The following is a 15526-nucleotide window of genomic DNA, read 5'->3' on the forward strand; positions in this document are numbered from 1 at the left end:
GATTCTCCTGGCTCAGTCGCGGAAACCGGCGTTGATCCGGTCCAGTTTGCGCAGCAGCCCGGGCCACGCCAGTTTGCCACCCATGCCGCGGGTGACCTGTTCTGCCTGTTGGCGAATGGTGTCGACGATGCCGTCCGGAATCGGTGTCAGCGGCTGGCTACCGGCGAGAGCCCGGATCTGTACCTCACAGGCCTTCTGCAGGATGTACATGCCGAGGAAGGCATCGGCAATGCTGCCACCGGTGGTGAGCAGCCCGTGATTGCGCAGGATCATGAAGTTGTTCCCGCCCAGATCGGCCTGCAGTCGGGCCTTTTCATCTTCCCGCAGGGCGACCCCCTCGTAGTCGTGGTAGGCCAGGTTCGACAGCGGGAACAGGCTCTGCTGGGATAGAGGCAGCAGGCCGTGTTGCTGGGCCGAGACCGCCACACCCTCAGTGGTGTGGGTGTGCATCACACAGACCACGTCCTCCCGCACGGCATGAATGGCGCTGTGGATGGTGAACCCGGCAGGGTTGATATCGAAGTCGTCGGAGTCCAGCTTGTTGCCGTCCTGATCCACGCGCACCAGGCTGGAGGCGGTGATTTCATCAAACATCATGCCGTAGGGGTTGATCAGGAAATGGTGGTCGTCGCCAGGAATGCGAGCTGAGATGTGGGTGAAAATCAGGTCGTCCCAGCCGTACAGCGCAATCAGCCGGTAAGCGGCGGCGAGGTCAACCCGCAGTTGCCACTCTTCCGCGCTGACCTGGTCTTTCTTGGAGGGAATGGCCAGTTGTTCGGACATGGTCTTTGCTCTCTCTGGTTGTTGTTGTCGATGGTTGTCAGTGGTTGTTGGCGATCTGGCGGGGCTGGCGATCAGCCACCGGATAGCCCCAGTGTAGGCCGGTGTTCCGCGGTAAAACTGTCAACCTGTTTACAGTCTGCCGATGGCCGCCGATATGGTCTTGGCAGAAGAGATGGCCATATTGGCAGGTAAAACACTGTCAACTGGTTTACATTCAATGAAATCCAATTGGCCTAGACTGCTGTGATGACTGACTTGACTGCGATCCTGCGCACCTGCCCGTTGTTGGCTGGGTTGCCGCCACCAGCGCTGGAAGAGGCCGCGGCGATGTCCAGATTGCGCCGCTTCAGAATGGATGAGCCGATCTACGCCAAAGGGTCGATGCAGTCGACTCTGTGTGTCATTGCCGAGGGGACGGTTCGCATCAGTTCGGTGAATGCCGCCGGGCGCGAGGCGACGCTGATCATCTTTGATGCCGGTGCCTGGTTTGGCGATACCGTGTTTTCGCCGGATATGCCCCGGGTGTATGGGGCTACCGCCCATGAGGCCACCACACTGGTGGAGTTGCCCGGAGAAGGTTTTCGGCAGCTGCTGGAAGCCTATCCCCAGGCGTATCCGGTGGCGCTGGATCTGGTGAGTCGGCGGCTGTGGGCAGCCATGTCGATCATTGAGGACGATGCCCTGCGCAGTGTGGATGCCCGCATAGGTCGACGGCTGCTGTTCCTGGCCCAGATCCAGGGCGAAGGCGAGGCGGGCACCCAGCCGGTGACGTTTCGGCTGACCCGCGAGCACATTGCCAATATGATGGGGATGACCCGTCAGGGAGTACACAAGGTAATCAAAGGCTTTGAGCAGCGTGGGCTGCTGAGGCTGGATTATGGTCGGGTAACGGTGACCTGTCCGCGGGACCTGCAGGGCTACCTGCGAACCCTGGACTGAGTAACCCCGGCGCCACCAACAATAACAACAGAAGGAGGCTTAGCGTGGAGTCAAGCCCATTGATATCGATCGGATTGCCGATTTCCCTGTTCATCATCATGATCGGGATTGGCATGACCCTCACCCTGCGGGATTTCCGGCAGGTGACTCTTAATCCGAAGGGCATGATTGTCGGCACCCTGGCGCAGATTGTGATGATGCCGCTGATCGCTTTCATGATCGCCAAGCTGCTGGGTCTGGGGCCAGCCCTGGCGGTGGGTCTGGTCATCATCGCCGCCTGCCCGGGAGGGACCACCTCCAACCTGTTTGTGCTATTGGCCCGCGGCCACATCGCCCTGTCTATCCTGCTGACGGTGTCGGCCAGCCTGATCACCATTCTGTCCTTGCCCTATTTCACCAACTACGCCCTGCAGCTCTATTACGGCGAAGGTGCCGAGATCGCGTTGCCAGTGGGCAAGACCATTATCATGCTGGTGGCCATCGTGCTGCTGCCGGTCACCATTGGCATGGTGGTACGCACCCGGGCACCCGCACTGGCCCAGCGGGTGGAGGGCATTGTGAGTATTTTCGGCGGCGTGGTGCTGCTGTTTCTGGTGGTGTCGTTGCTGTGGGATGCCCGCGACCGCCTGCTGGACTTGCTGGCCCAGGCCGGACCGGCTGCCTTTATGCTCAATGCGCTGGGGGTTGGCCTGGGGCTGGCGGTCTCACGCCTGGTGGGGCTGTCCCAACGCGAGGCGCTGGCGGTATCGGTGGAGCTGGGCATCAAGAATGGCACCATTGCGTTGATGGTGACCCTGACGCTGCTGGAATCCAGCGAGATGTCGATTCCAGCGGTGGTTTACAGCGTGATGATGTTCCTGGTGGGCTTCGTGCTGGTGGGCTTCGGCCGACGCTACATTCCCTCGCCAACATCGTCGCAGCCATTGAAGGCGGAAGGCGCCGGCTAGTGTCCCAAGTGCCACAGTGAGAGGTGGGTCATTTCTGCTGGCCCTGAATGACAGGCTGAAGCCCGGGATTGCCTTGGTAACCTGAGATGTCCATCGGCGCCCCGCGAGGGGCGCTCTCAGGTATAACAACAAATCCCGGGAACGACGACCATGCCTGTTCGATTCTCCCTTGCCCAAGGTATGGGCCGCTGGTGCCTGCTCGCCATCGGCCTGCTGTTTACCCTGCCTGCCCTGGCCAACGATGCCCAACTGCGGCAGCAGGTTTACGATCAATCCCTGCCGCTGTCCGAGCGGGTTGAAGCCATGCAGGCCCTGACCGGTCTGGAGCCGGACCCGGAGCGGGTTTACCGGGTCTGCATCTGGGACATTTTTGGTCGCTCCGGCCCGATATTTGCGGCCGCGCAGGACCAGCGCAGCAAGATCATCCAGTACGGCATCAACGTCGATATGGTGCCGTACACCAGCGAATCGGTGATGGTGGAGGAGCTCAAGTCCGGCACCTGCGACGCTGCCCTGATGAGTGGCCTGCGGGCCCGGCTGTTCAACCGTTACACCGGAACCCTGGATTCCATTGGTGGTTTCCCGGAACGTTCACAGCTCCGCCTGGCCCTGCAGCTGATGGCCGATCCCCGCAGCGCCGAGCGGATGGTCAGCGGCAACTACGTGGTGATGGGGGTTGCCCCGGGCGGTGCCGCCCATGTGTTTGTCAACGACCGCGCCATCAACACCCTGGCCAAAGCCTCCGGCAAACGGGTGGTGGTGCTGGACTACGACCCGACCCAGGCGCGGATGATCGCCGGCGTTGGCGCCACCCCGGTGGTGGCGGACATCGTCAATGCCCCCAATATGTTCAACACCGGTGTGGTGGACGTACTGGCGGCACCGCTGGCGGGCTATGAGGTGCTGGAACTGCACAAGGGCATGGAGCCGGACGGCGGCATCATCGATCTGCCGCTCACCCACATCACCATGCAGCTGATCGGTCGGCGGGACATCATTCCCAACGAACTGGCCCAGTTCGTGCGCGAAGCCTTCTACGACGGTTTTGACCAGATCATTGCCCGGGTGGCGGAAGAGGAGAAAAAGGTACCCGAGCGGTGGTGGATCTCCATTCCGGAGCCGGATCGGGTGGAGTACGAACGCATGATGCAGGAGGCCCGGCTGCAACTGCGGGACGAGGGCTACTACAGCGGCGACATGCTGACCCTGCAACGCAAGATCCGTTGCCGGGCTGATGCCAGTCGCCAAGAGTGCAGCAATCCGGTGGAGTAACCATGGCCTCACTGGAGCAAAGCCTGGCCCGTCCGGGTGTGCTGGGGGGTTCCCGCTGGCTGTCCGGATTACCGATGCTGGTGATTCTGGTGCTGACGCTGCTGGCGTCCGTCGGCGAGACGCTGCATTCCCGTCTGCTGGAGATTGGTGGCGCCACCTGGCCGGACTATTTCAACCTGCGGGTCATTGATCAGGTCGGAGAGCCGGCCTGCAACCCGGAGCGAAACCTGGAGCAGGCGGTGGAACGGGCGGTCGCAGCCCGCCGCCAGGAGTTGGCAGACGACCCGTTTGCCGATGTGTTCGGTGGCCAGGTGGACCGCGGCGCCATCCGTGAATCCCTGGCAACCCAGGCAGAGGCCTGCCAGCGGGACTGGGCCAGCTGGCACCGGCTGCAGTCGCTGGATACTCCCGCGGTACGGGTGTTTGCCACCCTGGAAGCGGGATTGTCCCAGGCGGTGGTGCTGGTGACCGGCAACCGGCGGGTGTTGCTGGGGCTGATGCTGCTGTTCTGTGCCGCAGCCGCCACCCTGCGGCGCCAGCACATCGCCCTGAGGCCGGTGGAGAGCCAGCGCGATGACCGGGTCGCGACGGTTGCCCAGTTGGTGGCCAACTCGCTGCTGTTGGGATCGGCCTGGCTCTACCGCAATCAGGAACTGGCCCAGGCCGCGGCCGGGATGCCGATCGCCCACCTGTTCATGCACGATGTCTGGGTGGTCGGGTTTGGCGTACTGACCCTGATCTCACTGTGGCAGCTGGGGCGGCCCCGCACCGACCTGCCGGCCCATGGTGGCTGGGGGCGGGCGCTACTCAGCGTACCGCTTTACAGCATCATGTGCTTGAGCGCGGCGCTGCAGTTTGCCGGCCATGGCTTCTACCATGGTATCGCGGTGTACCTGAACATGATGGCGGAGCTGTCGGCGCTGTTTCTCAGCCTGGGGCTGTATGTCTGGGTGGGGATGCTGCTGGCCCGTACCCATCTGCCCCGCAAGGTGTTCGACCTGGTCCGGCCCTGGCAGTTGCCGCCCAAGTGGCTGGGTGTCGTGGTGCTGCTGCTGACGGCGCTGCCTACGGCCTACAGCGGAGCTTCCGGTATCTTTATCCTGGCGGCGGGGATGACGCTGTACCGGGAACTGCGTCGTGCCGGCACATCGGAACAGCTGGCGCTGGCCACCACCGCCATCTCCGGCTCCATGGGTACCATGCTGCGGCCCTGTCTGCTGGTGGTGATCGTGGCCACCCTCAACAACACCGTCACCACCGACGAACTGTTTTCCGCCGGTGCCCGGGTGCTGTTGCTGACCACCCTGATGTACGCCCTGTATGTGCTGTTCCTGGGTGGTCGATCGTCGCTGCGCATCGCGCCGTTGTCCCAGGCGATTCCCGGGACGTTGCGGGCGCTGGTGCCGTTGCTGCCTTATGTGGCAGCGTTCGCGGCGGTGGTGCTGGCCTGGGAATGGCTGTTGGGGCGGGGACTGGACGAGTTCTCCGCGCCGGCGATCCTGCCGCTGGTCATGTTGTTGATTGTGGCGATGGAACGATGGTGGCTGAAGGCGCCCGACCCGGAGTCAGCAGACGCTGCCCCGGACACCGTGCCGCCAACCGAGACGCCGCCGACCCCGCCCGTCGGTTTTCGTCAGGCGGTGCTGCGGGCCACCGACGATTCCACCGCGTTGATTGGTGCGCTGCTGATGCTGATGGCGCTGTCGGTCAGTGTCGGTGGTTTGGTGGAGCGCTCCGGGTTGCTGGCGCTGTTCCCTGAAACCCTGGGGGCGGTGTGGCTGACCCTGGCGCTGCTGATGGCCATGCTGGTGCTGATCGGCATGATCATGGACCCCTACGGCGCGGTGCTGCTGGTCAATGCCACGTTGGCGCCGATTGCCCTGGACAACGGCATTCATCCACTGCATTTCTGGGTGATGACGGTGCTGGCGTTTGAGATGGGGTACCTGACCCCGCCCGTGGCCCTCAACCACCTGCTGACCCGCCAGGTGGTGGGCATGCCAACCTCCTGGGAAAGTCTCCATGGCAGCTTCTGGCAGCGCAATTTCCGCTACATCCTGCCGGTGCTGGTGATGGGGACGACACTGTTGCTGGTAACCTTCGGCCCGGCTGCCTGGCCTGCATTCGGTGATCTGGTGCTGGCGCTAGGTTGACTCGCGGCTGGTGCGGCCGAGCTGCCTGGCGTCGGTTGTTGGTGCGTCAAATTCGGTGTCGCGGCCGTCGGCGCCGAGCTGGCGTATGCGCCGGGGCTGGCCGCTGGCGTCCAGGCACACCTCGCCGATGCCCGCGCCATTCCATAGCCGTTCGCCCCGACTGCGGCCCCGGGGGGAGCGCGGTCGTATGCGCATGCGTCGGCGCTTGGTGAACCAGTTCAGCGGCGACCAGCTGGCAAACAGCCAGCGGTTGATGCGGTCCAGCCAGTCCAGCAGGGCACCGGGAAACTGGTTCTTCAACCCGCTGCTGGTGATCTGCCAGATTCTCGGCGCATCCGGCCGGTGGCGCAGCCGCACGTCGTAGACGAAGGAATAGTGTACATCGCCGGACAGCAGCACGAAGTTGGCGGGGGTGCGGGAGTGCCGGAAAATGTTCAGCAGCACACTGGCCGCGCCGCGATGGGCCATCCAGTTTTCCGCATCCACCATCAGCGGCTGGCCAAACCAGGTGAACACCGCCTGAATCACTTCGATCAGTTTGACCCCGAACACCGGCGCAGGAGACACCACGATCACCGAGTCGCGGCCAATCAGCTCATGCTGGAACTCGGTCAGCGCCTCCCAGTCCATCAGTCCCGAAGGCCGGGCCCGTGACACCTCGCTGCGCCAGCGGCGGGTGCGGGTGTCCAGCACCACCAGCGGCGGGGTGGTGTCCAGAGTGTAGTGCCACTGCTGGCTGGCCAGCAGGGCGTCGATCAGTTGGTCGAGCGTGGCGGCGTCCAGGCGGCCGTCGCGGGTGTTGGCCAGCAGTCGGTTGAGGGTCTTGAGATGCTCACCGAAACGCTCCGGCGTATTGCCCCAGGCCTGGTTGACCAGGTAGCCGACCAGTGCGTTGCCGATGATGCGGCGGGAAAAAGGATGCTCGTACGCCGTCGATTCCCACAGTGCCGACAGGTTCCAGTCGTCGGTGATGTCGTGGTCGTCGAAGATCATGTAACTGGGCAGGTGAGCCAGTGCCCTGGCGGCCTGGGGCAGGGTCTGGCGAAAGGCCTGCAGGGTCTGGCGCTCTTCCAGGTAGCGGTCCCGTTCCCGGGGCAGCGAGACCGGTATGTGGTCGTCCACCAGCTCCCAGGGCCTGGGGGACCAGACCAGCAGGTACATGGCCATCACCTCGGCCAGGGTGATCAGATGGTTGCCGGCACTGGCGCTGGTGAAGACGGGTTTGCGGACGCCGCCGAAAAAACGTTCGGTGACCGCCTCGTTGAACTCGCTGTGGGGCAGTAGGTCGTCCCGGTGGTAGAAGCCGTAGGGATGCAGACGCAGCGCCTCGCTGTCGGCGGGCTCCTCTGCCGGCAGCGGTTCAACGGGCAGTTCGAGACGGCGGATGACTTCGTGGCAGGCATGGAGCATGGGGCCGGCCACGTCGTCGGCATAGATCTGATCGCCCGTCAGCATCAGCAGCGCCGGACGTTGTTCCGGAGTGCTGTTCTGCAGTTCCAGGTCAACCCGGGCCAGGCCATCACCGGCGGGATGGTGTGGCCGTCGGCACGACCCGTGAAACACCCGGTCGAGACGCTGCTTCAGAATGAAGTTGGGGCTGTCGTGCCCCGGCAGGCACAGGTGCGGCGCCCATTCGGCGATCCAGTGCCAGTGGTGGCTGTTTTCACCATCGCCCTGAAGGCCGAGGTTGTAGTGGATCAGCTGATCCCGGGGCAGTGGGGTCGTCAGTTCTACATCGAGAAGGTACACCCGCAACTGGCCACCGAAACGCAGCTTGGTGTGCTCGGCGTCTGTCAGCGGGCGATCCAGCAGTGGCTGGTCATCGCCGTCCACGGTCAGTTTCAGGCGCCACCGTACCGGCTCACGGGCGGCAACCCAGAGCGCCAGGCGCTGCTCGCTGACCCGGCGCAGGATGGGGCCGGCGAGAACCTGTGGAATGGCGTCAGAACGGGAGGCGCCCGCTGTGGTCATGGTGCCGGTCTATTCGTCGTCGAGTTTCTTCGGCGGACAGTGAAACTCCTGAACCACCGTACTGTCATCGACGCTCTCCAGATGGACGTCGAATCCCCATAGCCGGTGAGTGTGCCGCAGCACTTCGGCAGTGTCATCCCCCAGCGGCACCCGATCCACCGGCACATGCCGCAGGGTCAGCGAACGGTCGCCCCGCAGGTCGACGTTCCAGACCTGAATGTTGGGCTCGCGATAACTCAGATTGTACTGGCGTGCCAGTTTCTCCCGCAGTTTGCGGTAGCCCATTTCATCGTGGATGGCGGTGACCCGGTAGACCTCCTCGCGGTCGTCATCCTCGATCGAGAACAGTTTCAGGTCGCGCATTACCTTGGGGGACAGGAACTGCAGGATGAAGCTCTCATCCTTGAAGTTCTTCATGGCGAAGTGCAGCGTTTCCACCCAGTTACTGCCGGCGATGTCAGGAAACCACTCCCGGTCCTCGTCGGTGGGATTCTCGCAGATGCGACGCAGGTCGGTGTAGATCGAGAAGCCCAGGGTGTAGGGGTTGATGCCGCTGTACCAGGGACTGTTGAAGGGCGGCTGGTAGATCACCGCGGTGTGGCTCTGGAGGAACTCCATCATGAAGCCGTCGGTTACCAGCCCTTTCTCATACAGCCGGTGCAGCAGGGTGTAGTGCCAGAACGACGCCCAGCCTTCGTTCATCACCTGGGTCTGGCGCTGGGGGTAGAAGTACTGGGCGATCTTGCGCACGATCCGAATGATCTCTCGTTGCCAGGTCTCCAGCAGCGGTGCGTTCTTCTCGATAAAGTACAGTAGGTTCTCCTGGGGTTCTTCCGGGTAACGCTGCTTGCGGCGTTCGCTGTCGCCGTCGTCCTCACCAGGGCGGGGAATGGTGCGCCAGAGATCGTTGATCTGCCGTTGCAGGTACTCTTCCCGCTCTTTCTGCCGCCGCTGCTCCTCGGAGGCGGAAATGGGGGCTGGGCGTTTGTATCGGTCCACGCCGTAGTTCATCAGCGCGTGGCAGGAGTCGAGGATCTCCTCCACCGCATCAACGCCATAGCGCTCCTCACACTCGGCGACGTAATGACGGGCGAACACCAGGTAATCGATGATGGCGCTGGCGTCGGTCCAGGTCCGGAACAGGTAATTGCCCTTGAAGAAGGAGTTGTGGCCGTAACTGGCATGGGCGATCACCAGTGCCTGCATGGGCAGGGTGTTTTCCTCCATCAGGTAGGCAATACAGGGGTTGGAGTTGATCACGATCTCGTAGGCCAGCCCCATCTGCCCACGCTGGTAGCCTTTGGAGGTGTTGAGGAACTGCTTGCCGAACGACCAGTGGTTGTAGCCCACCGGCATACCCACCGAGCTGTAGGCGTCCATCATCTGTTCGGCGCTGATGACCTCGATCTGGTTGGGGTAGGTGTCGAGGCCGAATTCCTCGGCGCACTTGGCGATTTCCTCGTCGTAGCGGCCAATCTGCTCGAAGCTCCACTCCGAGCCGGTAGAAATGGGTTTCCGCGCGTCCTCTTCGGACGGGCGCTCAGGCGCTTTGTCGATGGTGTCGGTCATGCGGCTTTCCTCTCGAACAGCTGACGAAAGACCGGATAGATCTCACTGGCGTCGGCAATCTGTTGCATGGCGAAGCTGTTGGGGGCCTGCTCCATGATCTTTTCATACTCGTACCAGAGCATCTGGTGATCCTGGGGCGTGATCTCGACATAGGCGAAATACTGCACCAGCGGGAGAATGCCATCCTTCAGCAGCTTGCCGCAGATGGGGGAGTCGTCGTTCCAGTTATCGCCGTCCGAAGCTTGGGCGGCGTAGATGTTCCATTCCGCGGGCGAATAGCGGGCGTCGATGATTTTCTGCATCAGCTTCAGCGCGCTGGAAACGATGGTGCCGCCGGTTTCGCGGGAGTAGAAGAACTCTTCTTCGTCCACCTCCTTGGCGCTGGTGTGGTGGCGGATGAACACCACATCGATCTTCTTGTAGTTCTTCTTCAGGAACAGGTAGAGCAGGATGAAGAAGCGCTTGGCGATGTCCTTGTGCATCTGGGTCATGGAGCCGGAAACGTCCATCAGACAGAACATTACTGCGCTGGTGGCCGGTTGTGGCTGCTTCTGGTGCTGGCGGTAGCGCAGGTCGATCTCGTCGATGAACGGGATGCGCTTGACGTTGGCCTTCAGGCGGGCGATCTCCGCCTCCAGGGCCTCGATCTGGTCTTCGTGACGAAACGCCGCATCCAGGTCCGGTGGACCGCTTCTCAGCTCCGTCAACTGGGCTTCCAGCTCGCGGATCTTGCGGCGGCGGGCGCCGCCCAGGCTCAGCCGGCGGGCGTGGGCGCCACGCAGGGAACGCACCACATCGAGCCGGGCGGGCACCCCCTGGGTGGAGTAGCCGGCCCGAACGTACTTGAACGTTTCGGTATCCTTGAGTTTCTTGCGGGCCAGGTTGGGCAGTTCCAGGTCGTCGAACAGGAAGTCGAGAAATTCTTCCTGGGTGATCTGGAAGGCGAACTCGTCCATGCCCTCGCCGTCGGGGCTGGCCTGGCCTCCGCCCTGTCCGGCACCGCCGCCCTGGGGCTTGGGCAGGGTGTCACCGGCAACGAACTCCTGATTGCCCGGGTGTACCATCTCGCGGCGGCCACCCTTGCCATGGTGAAAGGTCGGTTCCTGGATGTCGCGGGAAGGAATGCTGACGCTCTCCCCCCGTTCGATGTCGGTGATCGAGCGTCGCTGGACCGCGTCGGCCACGGCTTTCTTGATGTGCTGGCGGTAGCGGCGCAGGAACCGCTCCCGGTTCACCGCACTCTTGTTCTTGCCGTTCAGCCGCCGGTCGACGATGTGAGTCAAACCCATAACTGCACCTCTTCAGTAACCCATGCTCCGGGGACTTGCAGAGGGGCGGTAGCACCACCGCAAGGTTCGGTGATGCCCGGCCCCTCGCAGCCCTTACTGGGACTTGCGCACCCGCAGGTACCACTCGGCAAGCAGTCGCACCTGCTTCTCGGTGTAGCCCCGGTCGACCATCCGTTCGACGAACTGCTTGTGCTTGTTCTGGTCTTCCTGGCTGGCCTTGGGATTGAAGGAGATCACCGGCAGCAGATCCTCGGTGTTGGAGAACATTTTCTTCTCGATCACGCTGCGCAGCTTCTCGTAGCTGAGCCAGGACGGGTTCTGGCCCTGGTTGTTGGCCCGGGCCCGCAGTACGAAGTTGACGACCTCATTACGGAAATCCTTGGGATTGCTGATGCCGGCCGGCTTCTCGATTTTCTCCAGCTCGTCGTTGATGGAGGAGCGGTCGAGGATCTCCCCGGTTTCCGGATCACGGTATTCCTGGTCCTGAATCCAGAAATCGGCGTAGGTGACGTAGCGGTCGAACAGGTTCTGGCCATACTCGCTGTAGCTTTCGAGGTACGCGGTCTGGATTTCCTTGCCGATGAACTCCACATAGTGGGGCGCGAGGAATTCCTTGATAAACCGCAGGTAGCGCTCCTGGGTTTCGGTCTGGAACTGTTCCTGCTCGATCTGCTTTTCCAGTACGTACAGCAGATGCACCGGGTTGGCGGCCACTTCGGTGGTGTCGAAGTTGAACACCTTGGACAGGATCTTGAAGGCAAAGCGCGTCGACAGACCCTCCATGCCTTCGTTGACCCCCGCAGAGTCCCGGTATTCCTGGATCGACTTGGCCTTGGGATCGGTGTCCTTGATGTTCTGGCCATCGTAGACCCGCATCTTGGAGAAGACGGAGGAGTTCTCCGGCTCCTTCACCCGAGACAGTACTGAGAACTGGGCCAGCATGTTGAGGGTGTCCGGAGCACAGGGTGCGCCGGCGAGGGAGCTGTTCTTCAGCAGCTTCTGGTAGATCTCAATCTCTTCGGTGACCCGGACGCAGTAAGGCACCTTGACGATGTAGACCCGGTCGAGGAACGCCTCGTTGTGCTTGTTGTTGCGGAAGGTCTGCCACTCGGATTCGTTGGAGTGGGCCAGGATAATGCCGTCGAATGGCACCGACCCCATGCCCTCGGTGGTGTTGTAGTTACCTTCCTGGGTCGCGGTCAGCAGCGGATGCAGGACCTTGATGGGAGCCTTGAACATCTCCACGAACTCCATCAGCCCCTGGTTGGCCCGGCACAGGCCGCCGCTGAAGCTGTAGGCGTCGGGATCATCCTGGGAGTAGTCCTCCAGCATGCGGATGTTGACCTTGCCCACCAGCGAAGAAATGTCCTGGTTGTTGTCGTCGCCGGGCTCGGTTTTGGAGACGGCGACCTGGTCAAGGATGGAGGGGTAGCGTTTTACCACCCGGAACTTGCTGATGTCGCCGCCGAACTCGTGCAGGCGTTTGACCGCCCAGGGCGACATGATGTTGGTGAGGTAGCGGCGGGGGATGCCGAACTCTTCTTCCAGGATCGGGCCGTCCTCGCCGGGATCAAACAACCCCAGCGGGGTTTCGTTCACCGGCGAATCCTTGATGGCGTAGAAGGGCACCTTCTGCATCAACTGCTTGAGCTTCTCCGCCAGCGAACTCTTACCGCCGCCGACCGGCCCGAGCAGGTAGAGGATCTGTTTCTTCTCTTCCAGACCCTGGGCGGCATGGCGGAAGAACGACACGATGTTTTCCACCGCCTCTTCCATGCCGTAGAACTCGCAGAATTCCGGGTAACGTTTGATGACCTTGTTGGAAAAGATGCGGGAAAGACGGGCGTCCCGCGAGGTATCCACCAGTTCCGGCTCGCCGATCGCCAGAAGCATGCGTTCGGCGGCGGTGGCGTAGGCGGATTTGTCCTGTTTGCAGATCTCCAGGTATTCCTCCAGGGAATACTCTTCCTCCTGGGTTGCGTCATACCGTGTCTTGAAATGCTGCACAATGCTCATGGTGACCCCTCGCTGCAGTGATCTGGTCCTGAACCTGGTCATTCAAGAACCGTACCCATGGGTAAGGTGAGCGTTCAGGAACCCGATCTGTTTTTAGTGATTCACACAAAAATTCCCCATTTCCTGATGGCGGCAGTCGCTGGCGCCGCCAATGGCAGTGATTGTTGGTTGATGGATCGTCAGAAATGATGGCGGGGCTCTGGGGCCTCTGTTCCCGGGCTGGTTCAGGGGTTCCCGGCTCCCCGCTGCTGGTAATTTCAGCTTAGTCCAGTCTTTCACCCTTGGACAGTTGGAAGTCAGGTTTTGTTTCAGATAATTGGCGAATTGATGACAGTCTCTCCACGCCATTGAAAGCCCTGATCCGGCCCGCCCCTTGCGATCGTACGTCAGTCACTTAGACTGATTTGAATTACGCATTTTTCATTCACTGTTCGAACCAACGACCAAGAGGCCTGGCCGTGTTCCCGAAAAAACTGGTGGCGACCTGTCGCACCCTGCTGACCCTTTCATTTCTGTCCCTTTCACTGACGACGTACGCGGCCGACGCCGTTGTGGTTTCCTCCAAGATTGATACCGAAGGCTCGGTCCTTGGCCAGATGATCCTGCAGTCTTTGCAGCGGGCGGGCATTCCGGTGGAAAATCGTATCCAGCTCGGCGGCACCAGCATCGTGCGCAATGCCATCAAAGCGGGCGAGATCGACATCTACCCGGAGTACACCGGCAACGCGGCGTTCTTCCATGACCGTGCCGACAGCCCGGTGTGGAACGACGCCGAGCAGGCCTACGCCACCGCCCGTGAGCTGGATGCCGAAGCCAACAACATCGTCTGGTTGCAGCCGGCGGACGCCAACAACACCTGGGCCATGAGTGTCCGGGGTGACCTGGCCGCTGAGCACGACCTGGAGACCCTCGACGACCTGGCCCGTTACCTCAACGATGGCGGCCAGTTCCGGTTTGCTGCCAGCGCGGAGTTCGTCGAGTCCGCCAGCGCGCTGCCGGCATTCCAGGCCGCCTACGGTTTTACCCTGTCGTCGGATCAGCTGCTGGTGCTGTCCGGTGGCAATACCGCCGCCACCATGCGGGCGGCGGCGCTCAGTAACAACGACGTCAACGGTGCCATGACCTACGGCACCGACGGCGGTCTCAACGCCCTCGGCCTCAAGGTGTTGACCGACACCAAAGGTGTTCAGCCGGTGTATCAGCCGGCGCCGATCGTTCGGGCAGAGGTGCTGGAACAGTACCCTGCGATTGCCGAGGTACTGGCGCCGGTGTTCCAGTCCCTCGATCTGGAGACGCTGCAGCGCCTGAACGGTGATGTCGCTGTCAACGGCGCACCGCCAGAGCAGGTGGTGCGCACTTATCTGGACAGTCTGGCCGGGAACTGACGGTTGGCTGCGTCGATGCTGGCCCCCAACCGGGTGATCCTGGTCTTGGGGGCCATTGCCCTGCTGCTGTTCTGCAGTCTCGATTTCGGCACTATCCAGCCCAACCGCATTGTGGAAGGCACGCCCTATGGTGCGCTGGATGCCCTAGAGTGGGGCGGCTTCGCCCTGGTGACGTTACTGCTGGCGGTCACGCTGGTCGCGGCGGTGCTGGCGTTGCCTGGCCGCTACTGGGCCATTCTGGTGAGCGTCGTGCTGCTGCTGATGGCCTTGCCCTGGCTGTTTTCCGGCTTCCTCGAAGACCAGTTGGGGGAGCGCTATCCCTACGGTCGCGGGGGCTTCGCGGCCGGGTTCTGGAGTCTGCTGTTTTTGCTGGCGCTGATGCTGGTGGAAGGCTTGCGACAGGTTGGCGCCAGCGCCTGGTTGCGGCTGACGGCGGGCGTGCTGGTCCTGCTGAGCTGGTGGCGGGCACTGGAGGTAGAGGCCCTGGCAGGGCTGTCCCTGGTGATGGAATTCCAGACCCGACCGGACCAGTTTCAGCAGGCGTTGCTGGATCACCTGGCGCTGACCCTTGGTGCCGTGATGGTGAGCCTGCTGCTGGCGGTGCCGCTGGTGCTGGTGATGATCCGCCGGGTCCGCTGGCAGCGGCCGGTGTTCGCCCTGGTCAGTTTTCTCCAGACCATTCCCAGCCTGGCGCTGTTCGGCCTGCTGATTGCCCCCCTGAGTTACCTCTCCGCCAACCTTCCGCTGTTGCAGCAGCTGGGCATTCGGGGAATTGGCTGGGCGCCGGCGATGATCGCACTGGTGGCTTACAGTCTGCTGCCGATGGTGCGGAACCTGTTTGTTGCCCTGACGGAGGTACCGGCGGATCTGCTGGAGGCGGCTGAAGGCATGGGCATGAACCGCCGTCAGGTGTTCCTGCGGGTGCAACTCCCGCTGGCGTTGCCAGTGGTGATCGAAGGCGTACGGATGACCACCATCCAGGCGACCGGCCTGACCGCGGTGGCCGCCCTGGTGGGGGCCGGTGGTTTTGGTACCTTCATCTTTCAGGGACTGGGCCAGGCCGCAATGGATCTGGTGCTGCTGGGGGCGTTGCCCACCGTGGCGCTGGCGCTGGCCGCCGACACCCTGTTTACCGCCCTGGCCCGGCTGAGTGCCCGCCTCAATGGGGCGACGGCCCAACCCTCGCTGATATACGAGTGAAC

The 15526-nt window shown here is 62.4% G+C and carries 12 protein-coding genes; 7 read left to right on the forward strand and 5 right to left on the reverse strand.

Annotation, left to right across the window (positions count from 1 at the left end; translation table 11 throughout):
* Positions 1 to 12: 12 nt before the first annotated feature.
* Positions 13 to 783: a class II aldolase/adducin family protein gene (locus tag MLD24_RS01300; protein WP_248163288.1), complete on the reverse strand. Its 771-nt coding sequence runs from the start codon at positions 781 to 783 to the stop codon at positions 13 to 15.
* Between the two features lie 246 nt (positions 784 to 1029).
* Here MLD24_RS01300 and MLD24_RS01305 point away from each other — a divergent pair, with 246 nt between their 5' ends.
* From MLD24_RS01305 to MLD24_RS01320, 4 genes are all read left to right on the forward strand, one after another.
* Complete coding sequence (locus tag MLD24_RS01305; protein ID WP_248163289.1) at positions 1030 to 1722, forward strand: Crp/Fnr family transcriptional regulator; 693 nt, start codon at positions 1030 to 1032, stop codon at positions 1720 to 1722.
* A gap of 44 nt (positions 1723 to 1766) precedes the next feature.
* Positions 1767 to 2669 (forward strand): bile acid:sodium symporter family protein, encoded by a 903-nt coding sequence (locus MLD24_RS01310; protein WP_227174434.1) that lies wholly within the window; start codon positions 1767 to 1769, stop codon positions 2667 to 2669.
* Positions 2670 to 2819: 150 nt separating this feature from the next.
* Positions 2820 to 3941, forward strand: a complete 1122-nt coding sequence (locus MLD24_RS01315; RefSeq protein ID WP_248163290.1) for a putative solute-binding protein — start codon at positions 2820 to 2822, stop codon at positions 3939 to 3941.
* Positions 3942 to 3943: 2 nt separating this feature from the next.
* On the forward strand, positions 3944 to 6094 hold the full coding sequence (locus MLD24_RS01320) for a TRAP transporter large permease subunit (protein ID WP_248163291.1): 2151 nt from the start codon (positions 3944 to 3946) through the stop codon (positions 6092 to 6094).
* On the opposite strand, the gene MLD24_RS01325 is transcribed toward MLD24_RS01320, so the two are convergent.
* From MLD24_RS01325 to MLD24_RS01340, 4 genes are all read right to left on the reverse strand, one after another.
* Positions 6086 to 8065: an alkaline phosphatase D family protein gene (locus tag MLD24_RS01325; protein WP_248163292.1), complete on the reverse strand. Its 1980-nt coding sequence runs from the start codon at positions 8063 to 8065 to the stop codon at positions 6086 to 6088. The two genes, MLD24_RS01320 and MLD24_RS01325, sit on opposite strands and share 9 nt — an antisense overlap.
* Positions 8066 to 8074: 9 nt before the next feature.
* Positions 8075 to 9634 (reverse strand): SpoVR family protein, encoded by a 1560-nt coding sequence (locus MLD24_RS01330; RefSeq protein WP_248163293.1) that lies wholly within the window; start codon positions 9632 to 9634, stop codon positions 8075 to 8077.
* On the reverse strand, positions 9631 to 10917 hold the full coding sequence (locus tag MLD24_RS01335) for a YeaH/YhbH family protein (protein WP_248163359.1): 1287 nt from the start codon (positions 10915 to 10917) through the stop codon (positions 9631 to 9633). The genes MLD24_RS01330 and MLD24_RS01335 overlap by 4 nt, the downstream gene beginning before the upstream one ends.
* Positions 10918 to 11016: 99 nt before the next feature.
* Positions 11017 to 12939 (reverse strand): PrkA family serine protein kinase, encoded by a 1923-nt coding sequence (locus MLD24_RS01340; protein ID WP_248163294.1) that lies wholly within the window; start codon positions 12937 to 12939, stop codon positions 11017 to 11019.
* Positions 12940 to 12996: 57 nt separating this feature from the next.
* Here MLD24_RS01340 and MLD24_RS21500 point away from each other — a divergent pair, with 57 nt between their 5' ends.
* From MLD24_RS21500 to MLD24_RS01350, 3 genes are all read left to right on the forward strand, one after another.
* The gene (locus MLD24_RS21500; protein WP_282450370.1) at positions 12997 to 13128 is read left to right on the forward strand and encodes a hypothetical protein; all 132 of its coding nucleotides are present in this window, start codon (positions 12997 to 12999) and stop codon (positions 13126 to 13128) included.
* 287 nt (positions 13129 to 13415) lie between these two features.
* Complete coding sequence (gene osmF / locus MLD24_RS01345; protein WP_248163360.1) at positions 13416 to 14324, forward strand: glycine betaine ABC transporter substrate-binding protein OsmF; 909 nt, start codon at positions 13416 to 13418, stop codon at positions 14322 to 14324.
* Between the two features lie 15 nt (positions 14325 to 14339).
* Positions 14340 to 15524: an ABC transporter permease gene (locus MLD24_RS01350; RefSeq protein WP_248163295.1), complete on the forward strand. Its 1185-nt coding sequence runs from the start codon at positions 14340 to 14342 to the stop codon at positions 15522 to 15524.
* Positions 15525 to 15526 lie beyond the last annotated feature (2 nt).

The sequence above is a fragment of the Marinobacter xestospongiae genome (assembly GCF_023156385.1).
GTDB lineage: Bacteria > Pseudomonadota > Gammaproteobacteria > Pseudomonadales > Oleiphilaceae > Marinobacter > Marinobacter xestospongiae.

What these genes read in the sequence shown, in the direction of transcription:
- MLD24_RS01315 (WP_248163290.1), top strand. Translation starts at nt 2,820, where the DNA reads ATGCCTGTTCGATTCTCCCTTGCCCAAGGTATGGGCCGCTGGTGCCTG.
- MLD24_RS01340 (WP_248163294.1), bottom strand. Translation starts at nt 12,939, where the DNA reads ATGAGCATTGTGCAGCATTTCAAGACACGGTATGACGCAACCCAGGAG.
- MLD24_RS21500 (WP_282450370.1), top strand. Translation starts at nt 12,997, where the DNA reads ATGGGTAAGGTGAGCGTTCAGGAACCCGATCTGTTTTTAGTGATTCAC.
- MLD24_RS01300 (WP_248163288.1), bottom strand. Translation starts at nt 783, where the DNA reads ATGTCCGAACAACTGGCCATTCCCTCCAAGAAAGACCAGGTCAGCGCG.
- MLD24_RS01320 (WP_248163291.1), top strand. Translation starts at nt 3,944, where the DNA reads ATGGCCTCACTGGAGCAAAGCCTGGCCCGTCCGGGTGTGCTGGGGGGT.
- MLD24_RS01325 (WP_248163292.1), bottom strand. Translation starts at nt 8,065, where the DNA reads ATGACCACAGCGGGCGCCTCCCGTTCTGACGCCATTCCACAGGTTCTC.
- MLD24_RS01305 (WP_248163289.1), top strand. Translation starts at nt 1,030, where the DNA reads ATGACTGACTTGACTGCGATCCTGCGCACCTGCCCGTTGTTGGCTGGG.
- MLD24_RS01350 (WP_248163295.1), top strand. Translation starts at nt 14,340, where the DNA reads ATGCTGGCCCCCAACCGGGTGATCCTGGTCTTGGGGGCCATTGCCCTG.
- MLD24_RS01330 (WP_248163293.1), bottom strand. Translation starts at nt 9,634, where the DNA reads ATGACCGACACCATCGACAAAGCGCCTGAGCGCCCGTCCGAAGAGGAC.